Here is a 13,124-nt window from a genome sequence, read left to right as displayed (position 1 = left end):
CAAGCCTTGGAGAGCGACCATGACGATTCAGGTAGCCATCAGCCACCACACGGAATATCAGTATGACAAGGCTATCAATCTGGGTCCCCACGTATTCAGACTGCGCCCGGCTCCTCACAGTCGCACACCAATAAAAAGCTATTCACTAAAGATCCATCCCAAAGAGCACTTTATCAATTGGCAGCAGGATCCCTTCGGCAACTATCTGGCCCGCGTGGTGTTCCCGGAGAAAACCACCTCTTTCTGGTTTACTGTGGATCTGGTCGCCGAGATGACGGTCATCAATCCCTTCGATTTTTTCCTGGAAAGTTACGCCGAGAAGGTCCCCTTTGATTATGAGAAACGTGTTAAGCAGGATCTGGCGCCTTATCTGGAAACTGAAGATCCTAGTGACGCCTTCAGCAGCCTGATAGAAAGGGTAAAGCCACAAAAACCCACCCCTACCGTGGATTTTCTGGTCTCGGTTAATCAGCATATCCAGGAGATGATTGAGTACGGCATTCGCCTGGAACCGGGGGTGCAAACAATAGATGAAACCCTGAGTAAACGCTCAGGCTCCTGCCGTGATTCCTCCTGGCTGTTGGTACAACTGTTTCGCCATCTGGGATTGGCGGCACGTTTTGTGTCCGGCTATCTGGTGCAATTAACAGCCGATGAGAAGTCACTGGATGGTCCCAGCGGGCCTGAGCAGGACTTTACCGACCTGCATGCCTGGGCGGAAGTCTATGTGCCAGGGGCCGGTTGGATTGGATTGGATCCCACTTCAGGGTTATTCGCCGGAGAGGGCCATATTCCACTGGCCTGCACACCGGAGCCAGCCTCAGCCGCTCCGGTAACCGGGGTACTGGATGAGTGCGAATCCCAGATGATCTATCAAAACAAGGTCACCCGAATCAAAGAAACCCCAAGAGTCACCAAACCCTATGCGGAAGAGGAGTGGCAACAAATTCTGGCGTTGGGCGATGAAGTAGACAAGGAACTGCAAAGCCATGATATTCGCCTGACCATGGGTGGGGAGCCGACATTTATCTCCATTGATGATATGGAAAGTGAACAATGGAACACTGCCGCCGACGGCAAGGATAAACGCCGCCTGGCTCATAGCCTGTTTCTGAAGATGCAGGATGCCTTTGGCAAAGGAGGAATTCGTCATTACGGCCAGGGCAAATGGTATCCCGGTGAGCCTCTTCCACGCTGGCAATATGCCTGCTATTGGCGCAAAGACGGCAAACCCCTTTGGCACAATCCCAGCCTGCTTGCCGATGTCAGTAAGACTTATGAATTCAGCGTCGATGATGCGCAAAACCTGGCCAATAAGCTGGCTGAAAAGCTGGGACTGATGGCAAAAGCTGTCATTCCCGCCTACGAGGACACTCTTTATCATCTGTGGCAGGAAGGCACCCTACCTGAAACCCTGTCACCTAATCAGCCGGAGCTGTTGCAAGCCATGACCCGCAAGGGCCTTTTGGCCAAGCTTGAGCGCGGATTGGATAAGCCTGTGGGGTTTGTCCTGCCCCTGCAATGGGACTTTGGCTTTAATGGCTGGCAAAGCTGCGTCTGGGAGTTTCGGCGGGGTCATTGTTTTTTGATGCCCGGTGACTCACCGCTTGGCTATCGTTTACCCCTGTCCAGTTTGGAAAGCACGGAAATGCCGCCGGAGCGCGATCCCTTTGCGATTCCGGAACAGTTCTCTGCTTTACCCAAAACACAAAAAGGCCGTATGGGCCAGCAACTGATCAAAACGGCGCTGGCGGTGGAAGAACGCGATGGCCGCATTCATCTGTTTATGCCACCGCTGCAATACTTTGAACACTACATGTTGGTGCTGCAGGCCGCCGAGGCTGTGGCTGAAGATTTGGCCATTCCACTTGTGCTGGAAGGCTACACCCCACCCTTTGACAGCCGTATTGACAAGTTTGCGGTCACCCCGGACCCCGGCGTTATCGAGGTCAATATCCACCCGGCCACAAGCTGGTCACAGTTGGTGGACAATATGCAACAGCTGTATGCCCTGGCGCGTGAAAGCCGTCTGGGTACCGACAAGTTTATGCTAGATGGTCGACATACCGGCACCGGTGGTGGCAATCATGTCACCATGGGTGGTGCCACTGTGACCGACAGCCCGTTTTTGCGTCGCCCCGACGTGCTACGCAGTTTTATTACTTACTGGCAGCACCACCCCGGCTTATCCTATTTGTTCTCAGGGCTCTTTATCGGTCCCACCAGCCAGGCGCCGCGGGTGGATGAAGCACGAGATGAGCTGTTATATGAATTGGAAATCGCCTTCTCACACATGCCCGCCGGCGAAGTGCCACAACCCTGGCTGGTTGACAGGCTTTTGCGAAATCTGTTGGTGGACCTGACCGGTAATACTCACAGAGCCGAATTTTGCATCGATAAACTCTATTCCCCGGATTCGCCCACTGGCCGGCTGGGTCTGGTGGAATTCCGCGGTTTCGAAATGCCACCCCATGCCCGCATGTGCCTGATGCAGATGTTGCTTTTGCGCACCCTGCTGGCCTGGTTTTGGAAAACCCCTTATCACAAGCCACTGGTGCGCTGGGGCACAGAGTTGCATGATAAATTTATGCTGCCTCATTTCGTGCGTGAAGACATGGAAGAGGTGTGTCGGGATCTGCATAGTGCCGGATTTGCCATTCAAAGCCACTGGTTTGAACCCTTCTTTGCCTTTCGTTTTCCTTTGTGTGGTGAACGCCAGCTCGGGCAAGTCAAGCTTGAGCTCAGGACAGCCATCGAACCCTGGCATGTGCTGGGGGAAGAAGCGACCGGCAGTGGCACCGCACGTTATGTGGACTCGTCCTTGGAACGGGTGCAACTGCGGATCACCAATATGCCGGAAAATCGCTATCTGGTGACCTGCAACGGTCGCCGGGTGCCGCTGCATCGCTCTGCCCGTAAAGGCGAATATGTGGCTGGTGTACGTTTTCGCGCCTGGCATCCGCCTTCGGCCTTGCATCCCACCGTTGGCGTACATACCCCCCTGGTGTTTGATCTCTTTGACACCTGGTCAAACCGCTCTATAGGCGGCTTTACCTACCATGTCAGCCATCCCGGGGGGCGCAACTTCGCGTCCATGCCGGTTAATGCTTTTGAGGCAGAAGGTCGGCGTATTGCACGCTTTTGGGACCATGGTCATACTCCCGAACTCACCCCCACCATGCAGCAAGAATCTGCGGTGGCATATTCCAGGGCGGTAGTGAGCCATAACGGCAGTACCTTTGTTTCAGTACCGCCTAAAGAGCCGGTTAATAACGATTACCCCAATACGCTGGACTTACGTCGTCCATCGGGAGCTTAAGCGCAGTATGCAGATCCCCAACACCGGTGTTCAACCTGATTGGATAGCTCAATACCTGCAGGGACTTCCTGCGGGCGAGACTCTCTCTGAGCCGACTCAGGCGCTGTTTGAGCACCTTTATCATTTAAACGGCGAAGACATTTACAATCGCACTACAGAGATCCGCCGGCTGCTGCGAAACAGTGGCTTTGTAGAGTCCAGCGACAACCGTCGCTGGCAATTGGATGCCCTGCCGCAACTGTTGGGTGAAGAAGACTGGCACAGCATTCAGCAGGGAATATTGCAGCGCATGCAGCTGTTGGACCTGGTGCTAAAAGATCTGTGTGGTGAACGCACCTTGATGACTTGTGGACTGATCAATACCAGGCAATTGCTACGTCACCCCTCTTTTTTACGGGAAAGCTATAGTTTGCCCCCGGAACAGCGCGGGCTGTGCATGGTAGCACTGGATATCGGCCGCGATGATAATGGCCAATTTCATCTGTTGGATGAACATTGTCAGTTCCCCAAAGGACTGGGAATGTTGCTTGAAAACCGAATCATCGCCAGACGGGTGATGAGTGAAGAGTTTGCCGAATGTGGCGTACAGCGCATTGCCGGGTTCTTCCAGCAGGTACAACAGGCCATTAACGAAGCCTCCACCGGGCTGCGCGATCCAAGGGTAGTGATCCTCACTGCAGGATCAGAGGATCATCATTATTCCGAGCATGCTTATCTGGCCACCTATATGGGTTATACCCTGGTGCGAAGTGCCGATCTTACGGTACGCAAAGGCAAACTGTGGCTCAAAGCGCTGGATGGCCTGCGTAAAGTGGATGTACTGCTACGCTGGGTGGAAGACCGCTACCTCGATTCCCTGGAGCAGGCAGATTACTCGATGCTGGGTGTACCCGGCCTATTGCAAGCTATCCGCAGCGGTTCAGTGAGGCTGCTGAATCCTTTTGGCAGCGGCGTTTTACGCGCACCGGCGGTACGCAATCAAATGGATGCCATCTGCCGCCGGCTGTTAGGTGAGCCACTGCGCCTGTCGCAAATGCCCACCGCTGCGGCGAACCAGATGGCTAACGGCAGCTGGGCGGGCCAAGAATTGCGAAGCCAGGTGGATCCGGGTTTCCTGCTTGATGGCGACAAGGATCAAGAAGCCATCGCCAACGCCATCGCCCAGGCAATCAGGCAAAACACCGATGATCTGTACTTCATACAAAAGCCCCAACTTAGCCAAGCCCCGTTCTGGCATAAGAAGCAATTGATAAACCGGCCGGTAACTTATCGCTTCTTTGCACTATGGCGTAACGGGGTGGTGCATATTTTACCTTCGGCCTTGTGTCTGGCCAGAGATCCGATGGTGGGCGGCAGCCCACAGTGGATTAAAGATACCTGGGTACTGACCGCAGAGCCCGTAGAACAGGCATTCTCCTTACCTAAAGCCAGTCGCCGAACCGCCGATTTGGCCTTAGTAGAAGGCTTAATTCCCAGTCGCACGGCTGAAAATCTGTTCTGGCTCGGCTGCTACCTGGAGCGCTGTGAGAGCGCCTGTCGCCTGCTGCGTTTATTTATCGACAGGTTTACCGAGTTGGCTATGTATCCGGATATCCGCAGCCATAGTGCGGTGGCCTGGCTGAAAGCAGGATTGGATCGCCAGTCACTGCTGTATCCTTTCAACCCCATGCAAAAAGACAATTTGGCCAGTCAGAGTGCCCAATGCAAGAAAACCGTGCAAAGTGCCATGACCGATAAGCTACTACCCGGTACCCTGGTCAGCGTGCTGGGTGCGCTGTTGTCCAGTGCCATGCAAGTGCGCGAACTGCTCTCGTATGACAGCTTGCGCATTATTGAGAATCTGGAAACCGAAAAGCGCCGTCTGGAGAAAAGCAGCGGCAATGTGGCCACCCACGTGCTGCAAACCACCCTCGATAAGATTATCGGCCAGGTCATGGCCTTCAATGGCTCCGTGGTAGACAGCATGTCTAATAGTAACGGTTGGTTTATGCTGGGCATTGGTCGTCGTGTAGAGCGCAGCATGCAACTGGTGAGTATCTGCGCCAGCCTGCTCACCGAGGAATTGCCCGAAGCCGAGCAGCACGGCTTGTTGGAAGCCGTACTAACCACCCATGTCAGTTCTATCACCCACAGACGCCGCTACCGCATGTATCAAAGTGTGGATACTGGTCTGGAGTTGTTGCTACTGGATGGCGAATATCCACGCTCTCTGGCCTTTCAAATTAATCAACTCATTGACCTGTGCAAGCGCTTGCCTGCCAAGACCAGCCCCGGCTTTTTAAGCGCCACCGACAAAGCGTTGCTGCGCTTGAAGACCGACTGCAGCCTGAATGAGCGGGAGCAACTGGGAGCTGTGGTGGATGGACACCGGCCACATTTGCAAAAGCTATTGCAAGCAGCGCGCGCGCATCTGGAAGAATTTCAGGAAACTCTGCAAGTGCAGTACTTCTCGCACACCAAGCAGGCCAAAAAACTGGATTGGTCGAGCCAGGGAGCGCCGGCATGAGATACCGAATCAAACATACCACCACTTATCAGTATCAGGAAAAGGTCAGCCTGTCGCAAAATCAGGCCCGGCTGATCCCTCAGCAAGACGAGTATCAGCGCTGCATCAGTTGTCAGATCAGCGTCGAGCCACCACCGGATTATCTTACCGATTACCGCGATTACTTCGGCAACCAGGTGTCGGTTTTTGAAGTGCCCACCCTGCACGACAAGATGGTGGTCACGGCCATCAGCGAAGTGGAAGTCTTGTCCCGTCCGCAGCAAGGTCTGTTCGATCAACAACTGCCTTGGGAAGCCGTACGTGACCGTTTGCGTGCCCCCTTCGACCCCTCCTCCCTACTGGCAGCCGAGTATTGTTTACCGACGCAGTTCACAAAGGCCAATGAGGATATCCGGCAGTATGCCTTGCAGTCTTTTACACCGGGTCGGCCGATGCTGGGTGCCTGTGAAGATCTAATGGCGCGGATTTTCAATGAATTTCAGTTTGATGCCGGCTTCTCCACCATCAATACCCCAGTCAGTGAAGTTTTTGCCCATAAGCGTGGCGTCTGTCAGGACTTCTCCCATTTTGCCCTGGCCTGTATTCGCAGCCTGGGCTTGGCGGCTCGGTATGTGAGTGGCTATATCGAAACCTTGCCGCCCCCGGGGCAACCTAAACTGGAAGGCGCCGACGCTACCCATGCCTGGTTTTCCGTGTATATGCCAGGGCTGGGCTGGCAGGATTTTGATCCAACCAACAACCTGGTACCGGGCTCGCAGCATGTCACCTTGGCCAGCGGCAGAGATTTTGCCGATATCACCCCCCTCAAGGGCGTAATGTTTGGTGGCGGCAGCCACACTTTGGCGGTGGCGGTGGATATGAACAGGTTGGATTAATAGAGAGATTCACGACTATCTTTTTTATAAGGGTAAATAAAATCAACAGGCAATGAGGGACAAATACCCATGGCAAGTGACTGGCGAAATTATCAGAACAAAGGCTTCTTCGATGAGCTGATTGACGAACAGGGACTACCCCGCCCCCATGGTGAGGCATTGGTAAAGTACCTGTCCAATCTCAGTCCTCAAGAAATGAGCAATGCCAGATCCGTGGCAGAATATGCCATCAGGGAAATGGGTATTACCTTTACCGTGTATGGCGAGGGCAGTTCTATTGACCGGGCCTGGCCCATCGACATCATTCCGCGCATTATTGCCAAGAAAGAGTGGCAACAGGTAGAAGCCGGTCTAAAGCAACGGGTTGAAGCCCTTAACTTGTTTATTGACGACCTCTATCACGACCAGAAGATCATCAAAGACGGCGTGTTCCCTGCCGATTTGCTGGGTAAGTCGGTGAATTTCCGCCCCCAATGCGTGGGGATCTCACCGCCTAAAGGGATCTGGGCGCATATTTGCGGCTCAGATCTGGTGCGTGACAAAGACGGCACTATCTACGTGCTGGAAGACAATCTTAGGGTACCGTCCGGCGTCTCCTATATGCTGGAAAACCGCTCGGTGATGAAGCGGGTCTTTCCGGAGATTTTCGAGCAGATTCAGGTACTGCCGGTCAACGATTACCCCTCGCAACTGTTCGATATGCTCTGTGCCATGTCTCCACGAAGTGGCGATACGCCCGAAGTGGTGGTGCTCACCCCGGGTATCTTTAACTCGGCCTACTTTGAACATTGCTATCTGGCCCAGGAAATGGGTTGTGAGTTGGTGGAAGGCCGGGATTTGGTTGTGGGCGATGATGACATTGTGTATATGAAAACCGTCGCCGGCCTGCGCCGGGTGGATGTCATTTACCGGCGTATCGACGATTTGTTTCTGGATCCTGAAGCCTTTAATCCCGATTCACAATTGGGTGTGGCGGGTCTGTTGCGCGCCTGGCGTGCCGGTAATGTGGCCCTGGTTAATGCGCCTGGCGCTGGTGTGGCAGACGATAAGGTGGTCTATGCCTATGTGCCTGAGATGATTAAGTATTATCTGGATGAAGACGCCAAGATTCCCAATGTGCACACCTATCGCTGCTACGAGCCCGACGATTTTAAATATGTGGTGGAGCATATCAGCGAACTGGTGGTCAAGCCGGCCAATGAATCGGGCGGTTACGGGCTTTTAATCGGCCCTAAATCCACCAAAAAAGAGCAGAAGGAATGCATCGAGCGGATTAAAGCCGATCCCCGCAACTTTATTGCCCAACCCACCTTAAGCCTCTCTACTGTGCCGACATTGGATGGTAAAGATGTTGAAGGGCGACATGTGGATCTGCGGCCTTTTATCCTGTCCTCTGGTGACAGTACCTATGTCACCACCGGCGGTTTAACCCGGGTGGCGCTGGTCAAAGGCAGCCTGGTGGTAAACTCCTCTCAGGGAGGGGGCAGTAAAGACACCTGGATAGTGGACGAGGAGGAGCGCTAAGATGTTATCCCGAGTAGCAGAAACCCTGTATTGGTTGGCCCGTTATGTTGAGCGCGCCGAAAATGTGGCCAGACTGATTAATGTCAATAACCTGTTGTTGATGGATTTGCCCAAAGGCGCCTCCGCCGGTTGGGAGCCGCTGATTGATATCATCGGCGTACGTGAGGTCTATCTGCAGGTAGGGGGTGACTTTAGTGAAAAGTCCATTCTCAAATTCCTGACTGTGGATGAGCGCAATCCCTCCTCCATTCTCAATTCCATGCGTAACGCCCGGGAAAACACCCGCACCGTACGTGAAGTGATGCCACGCCAGGTTTTCGAAGCGGTTAATAGCCTCAATTACTATATTAAAGAGAATGCCGCCGATGCCTTAAGTAAGCGCGGGCGCTTTGGCTTCTTGGAGAAAGTGATCGAATCGGTACATGAGATATTCGGCACCCTGGATGCCACCATCAGCCATGACCTGGGTTATGACTTTATCCGCTTTGGTTCCTTGCTGGAGCGCGCCGATATGACCTCGAGGATATTAGATGTGCGCTCGGCCAATTTACTGGATATGCCCAGCACCAAGCCCTTTGAAAACATTCAGTGGATGAGTGTATTACGGTCTTTAAGCGCCTATCAGATGTATCGCCGCGAAATGGGCGTACGGATTCGCCCGGAAGATGTGCTGCAATTTTTGCTTAAAAGCCGCACCTTCCCCCGTTCAGTCACATTCTGTCTGAGTAAATTGAAGTACCTGATGCAAGATGCCCCTAATAACGCCCTGATGCTGGACAGAATCGACCACAGCATTAATGAACTGCAGAAGCAGGACGTGGACAGCCTCAAAGGCAAGGTGCTGCACGATTATATCGATGAGTTACAGATAGATTTAGCAGATATCCACAGCCAGTTGGCAGAACAGTATTTTTTGCATGAGGGCGATTCACAGAGCCAATCGCAAAGCTCGGCCTGAAAGGCTAAGGAGGCACTATGAAAAGGCTTGCAGATTCAGCTCGACATCGACAGCCAGCAGGTAAGGAGCAGCCCGATAATAAATAACCCGCCAAAGATATGTTTGTTATAGCGGGCCAGCCAAAGCGGCAGGTAAATGTCAAAATTATCCTGCCTTTCATCTGTATAACGTGCAGCGATTTCAGTGAGTGGACATCGCATACGGTTGGCCACTAATAACAGCACTTCCAATAGCACAAAAACAATAAGCACCCAGGCGAGAGTAAAGTTTTCGGCCAGAGCCAGGAAGGGAATAGCAATGATGGCGCCGGCAAATAGTGCCCAAATCAGCGTATGCAGACTCTTAACCAAGCGCAATGTTGAGAAGGCGTTCATATCGCTTTCGGGATACTGTCAAACCGCTGCCAGGCTGTATTCGCCAAGCAATAAAGAATCCCCGCAAGAGTACCGGGGTTTCTGTGCACAACTTGCTGAACTAACCCAAAAACTTGGACAGATCGTCCACATGGGATTTGGTTTCCACAATCAGCTGGCCAATTTCCGATGCTGCTTTATTGGAGCTTTGCGCCAAGGTCCGCACTTCGTCGGCGACAACCGCAAAGCCTCTTCCGGCTTCACCTGCACGTGCCGCTTCAATAGCTGCGTTGAGGGCCAGCAAGTTGGTCTGGTCAGACACCGAATTGATGGTGGTCACAATGCTTTGAATTCTATCCAGCACTTGAGACATGGCATTATGGGTGTTTTCAATCACTTGATTACGCTTGGAGACATCATTTCCAAACACCACTAACTTTTGTGCTTTGCCGGTAAAGTCATTCACCGGTTGGGCCACACATTCGAATACCGCTTGCCGCCCTGCTTCGCCACTGAGTTTTATGGTCAGCTTCGCAGATTGGCCATTTCGTACCCTGTCTTTGTCTTTCTCATCCAAATGATCAAAAAGCTTACCCACTAATTTGGCAAACTGCTCATTGCTCTGTAACCCCAGTTTTTCAAGGGCATAATTGTTGGAGCTGCGAAGATTGCCATCCAAATCAAATTCCATAACGGCTGATTGCGCACTGATGGCTTCTTTTTGACTCAGCTGTTCAAGTACGGCTTTCTTGAGGTCGCGAATATCGGAACTAACTCCCACAAAGCCGGTATGCCGCCCCTGTTTGTCAAAGGTGGGATTAACCGCCAGCACTATCCAGTAAGGCACGCCGTTTCTGTCATAGTTAAGCAGCTCTTCATAGAAGGGCTCACGCTGTTTCAATTTCTTGGAAATACGGGCAACGGTGTCTTTATTGGTATGGGGTCCTTGCAGCAACTTACCCGGCTTTTGACCCTTGACCTCAGCCAGGGTGTAACCGGTCAACCTTTCAAAGCCGGGATTCACATATTCCACCAAGCCATTCACATCCGTAATCAACACCGACGTACTGGTGTTACTGACAACGCGACTTAGCATTTCAGCATCATCGGATCGGTCTTGTCCCTGATGGAGTCGCGTTAAACTGAGCAAAGTAAGAGCGCGTCCGTCAAAGTTGAGCGAGTGTTGCCTGACCGATAACTGAGGCCAACCCTTTTCAATCTCAGAGAGGCTCTCCCCCTCGCCCATGTTGAACAGTGCACTGATCATTGCCGACTTGGGCAGCGCCTGGCCGACCTTTATCTTCTCTTTAGCCAAGGTACTGGCTGCCATATCATTGATAAAAACAACCTCATGATTGTCATCCACCAGCAGCAGGCCCTGGTCTGATTTTGACAAGACTTGCTCAAGCAGTTGTTGCTGCGGATCAGGTTGCCATGGCTTTAACAAAGCCAGTTGCCATTGGTCATCTCCCAGACGCACAAAAGAACTGATAACAGAAACGGAGGTGTGATTACTTTTGATGGTGAGCACATCCGGTTCAGCCGACTTTGTGCCCCTAATTGAGGGATGAAAGGGCTGCGTTAACTGGCCAATAGTCTGACCGCTGAGCTGCTCCTGTTGCACTGCAAACAACTCGGCAGCGGCACTGTTGGCCTGCAGAATCCGATTCCCCTTATCCATAAGTAAAGCTGCATCTTCGGTGCCTTCGATCAAACGATTCAGGGCATCCAGGTTCTTTTGTTGCTGGCTACGCCACATACTTTCTCCTGTAAATACAATTAAGTTATTACTTATCAACGCCGGGTAGCGGCGAACGAACCGCTCTGCATTTGGCACTCGCCTTATTCTGTGTTATCACACTAGCATCTTCTTGCAATAGTGCATCCAAAATGAAGCGTTTAACCATAAGATTTATTTCGCTATTTTCCCTCGTGACCAGCATCACCCTAAGTGCCGCGCCGACCCTGATCGAGAATGTCCAGGGCTACCATATTCTGCCCGATAAAGGCCTTGTCACCTTCTCCGCCCTGGCCTTTGAAGATGGCAAAGTACTGGCCACAGGCGATGCCTCTTTGCTGGCTAAGTATCCCGATGCCAAGCGCATTGATGGCCAGGGAAAGACCCTGCTGCCAGGACTGATTGATGCCCACGGGCACCTGCTGGGCCTGGGGGATAATCTGCTGCAAGTTGAGCTACGCGAGGCTAAAAGTGCGAAGGATGCTGTAGCCAAAGTCGCCGAATATGCCAAAGCCAATCCTGATTTGCCTTGGATCGTGGGCCGGGGTTGGAACCAGGTCTTATGGCCGGGTAAGCAATTCCCCACCGCCGCGCAGATCGACACATTAATCGCCGATAAGCCGGTCTGGCTTGAACGGGTAGACGGCCACGCCGCCTGGGTAAACAGCAAGGCCTTAGCCTTGGCCGGCATCGACAAAAACACCAAAGATCCTGCGGGTGGACAGATAGTTCGAGACGCACAAGGCAATGCCACCGGTGTGCTTATCGACAATGCCATGCCGTTAGTGGGAAAACACTTACCAAAAATCGACGATGCCGCCAGAGCGCGCGCATTAAAGGCGGCTACCGGGCACCTGCTATCCTTGGGGATCACCAGTATGCATGATGCCGGTATCGATCATGAGACCTACCATTTCTATCTGGATCAGGCCAAGGCCAATGCTTTGGGTGTACGCATCTACGCCATGATTTCGGCCGCCGACCCTATATTGGATAAGATGCTGGAAAAAGGTCATCAGCATCTGCAGGACGATCGCCTATGGATCCAAAGTGTTAAAGCCTTTGGTGACGGGGCTTTGGGCAGTCGTGGCGCAGCCCTGCTGGCACCCTACTCCGATGATAAGGATAACCGTGGTTTACTGGTGACTGCCGAAAAGGATCTGGCCCCGCTATTTGAAAAAGTATTGGGCGCCGGCTTTCAGCTTAACTATCACGCCATTGGCGATCGCGCCAATCGCCTGGCCATGGACAACTTTTCAGCGGCGTATAAAAAGGTCGGTGGGCGTGAACTACGTAATCGCGTAGAACATGCGCAAATCGTCTCGCCTGAAGATATTCCGCGCTTCAAAACCCTGGATATTATCGCCTCCATGCAGCCGGTACATGCCACCAGCGATATGAATATGGCCGGCGATCGCTTGGGTGAAGAACGCCTTCAAGGCGCCTATGCCTGGCAAAGCTTTTTAAAGCAGGGCACTGTGGTGGCTGCAGGTTCAGATTTCCCAGTGGAATTGGCCAATCCCTTCCATGGCCTGTATTCCGCGGTAACACGACAAAACCACGCAGGCGAACCGCCAGGCGGCTGGCTACCTGAAGAGAAACTCACGCTGGAACAGGCGTTTCGCGCTTTTACCCTGGATGCAGCCTATGCCGCGCATCAGGAGAATATCCTGGGTAATCTTGAAGCAGGCAAATGGGCTGACTTTATCCTGATTGACCGGGACATCTTTAATATCGATGCCAGTACGCTTTGGCAAACCCAGGTGCTACAAACCTGGCTGGCCGGTGAATCTGTATTTCAGCATTAAGGTCAGTCTCGTTCTTATAACAGTCGCTTGCAGGCAAAATGCT

8 protein-coding genes are annotated in these 13,124 nt (G+C 52.7%); 6 read left to right on the top strand and 2 right to left on the bottom strand.

Features of this window, described 5'->3' with window-relative positions:
* Positions 1 to 19: 19 nt before the first annotated feature.
* From P2G88_RS01000 to P2G88_RS00980, 5 genes are all read left to right on the top strand, one after another.
* Positions 20 to 3,319: a transglutaminase family protein gene (locus P2G88_RS01000; protein WP_275793739.1), complete on the top strand. Its 3,300-nt coding sequence runs from the start codon at positions 20 to 22 to the stop codon at positions 3,317 to 3,319.
* Positions 3,320 to 3,326: 7 nt separating this feature from the next.
* Positions 3,327 to 5,825: a circularly permuted type 2 ATP-grasp protein gene (locus tag P2G88_RS00995; protein WP_275793738.1), complete on the top strand. Its 2,499-nt coding sequence runs from the start codon at positions 3,327 to 3,329 to the stop codon at positions 5,823 to 5,825.
* Positions 5,822 to 6,700, top strand: coding sequence for a transglutaminase family protein (locus P2G88_RS00990; protein WP_275793737.1), 879 nt, complete (start codon positions 5,822 to 5,824; stop codon positions 6,698 to 6,700). Before P2G88_RS00995 ends, P2G88_RS00990 begins: the two co-directional genes overlap by 4 nt.
* Positions 6,701 to 6,769: 69 nt before the next feature.
* Positions 6,770 to 8,224, top strand: coding sequence for a circularly permuted type 2 ATP-grasp protein (locus P2G88_RS00985; RefSeq protein WP_275793736.1), 1,455 nt, complete (start codon positions 6,770 to 6,772; stop codon positions 8,222 to 8,224).
* A gap of 1 nt (position 8,225) precedes the next feature.
* A complete protein-coding gene (locus P2G88_RS00980; RefSeq protein WP_275793735.1) occupies positions 8,226 to 9,182 on the top strand; it encodes an alpha-E domain-containing protein in 957 nt (318 codons plus the stop codon).
* A gap of 35 nt (positions 9,183 to 9,217) precedes the next feature.
* On the opposite strand, the gene P2G88_RS00975 is transcribed toward P2G88_RS00980, so the two are convergent.
* A complete protein-coding gene (locus tag P2G88_RS00975; RefSeq protein ID WP_275793733.1) occupies positions 9,218 to 9,556 on the bottom strand; it encodes a hypothetical protein in 339 nt (112 codons plus the stop codon).
* A 100-nt stretch (positions 9,557 to 9,656) separates the two neighbouring features.
* The gene (locus tag P2G88_RS00970; protein ID WP_275793732.1) at positions 9,657 to 11,294 is read right to left on the bottom strand and encodes a methyl-accepting chemotaxis protein; all 1,638 of its coding nucleotides are present in this window, start codon (positions 11,292 to 11,294) and stop codon (positions 9,657 to 9,659) included.
* A 131-nt stretch (positions 11,295 to 11,425) separates the two neighbouring features.
* Here P2G88_RS00970 and P2G88_RS00965 point away from each other — a divergent pair, with 131 nt between their 5' ends.
* Entirely contained in the window at positions 11,426 to 13,081 is a 1,656-nt protein-coding gene (locus tag P2G88_RS00965) for an amidohydrolase (RefSeq protein ID WP_275793731.1), read from the top strand.
* Positions 13,082 to 13,124 lie beyond the last annotated feature (43 nt).

This window comes from Aliiglaciecola sp. CAU 1673 (genome assembly GCF_029223185.1).
Taxonomy (GTDB): Bacteria; Pseudomonadota; Gammaproteobacteria; order Enterobacterales; family Alteromonadaceae; genus Bowmanella.
This window is presented reverse-complemented; position numbering and strand designations above follow the sequence as displayed.

What these genes read in the sequence shown, in the direction of transcription:
- P2G88_RS01000 (WP_275793739.1), top strand. Translation starts at nt 20, where the DNA reads ATGACGATTCAGGTAGCCATCAGCCACCACACGGAATATCAGTATGAC.
- P2G88_RS00995 (WP_275793738.1), top strand. Translation starts at nt 3,327, where the DNA reads ATGCAGATCCCCAACACCGGTGTTCAACCTGATTGGATAGCTCAATAC.
- P2G88_RS00990 (WP_275793737.1), top strand. Translation starts at nt 5,822, where the DNA reads ATGAGATACCGAATCAAACATACCACCACTTATCAGTATCAGGAAAAG.
- P2G88_RS00985 (WP_275793736.1), top strand. Translation starts at nt 6,770, where the DNA reads ATGGCAAGTGACTGGCGAAATTATCAGAACAAAGGCTTCTTCGATGAG.
- P2G88_RS00980 (WP_275793735.1), top strand. Translation starts at nt 8,226, where the DNA reads ATGTTATCCCGAGTAGCAGAAACCCTGTATTGGTTGGCCCGTTATGTT.
- P2G88_RS00975 (WP_275793733.1), bottom strand. Translation starts at nt 9,556, where the DNA reads ATGAACGCCTTCTCAACATTGCGCTTGGTTAAGAGTCTGCATACGCTG.
- P2G88_RS00970 (WP_275793732.1), bottom strand. Translation starts at nt 11,294, where the DNA reads ATGTGGCGTAGCCAGCAACAAAAGAACCTGGATGCCCTGAATCGTTTG.
- P2G88_RS00965 (WP_275793731.1), top strand. Translation starts at nt 11,426, where the DNA reads ATGAAGCGTTTAACCATAAGATTTATTTCGCTATTTTCCCTCGTGACC.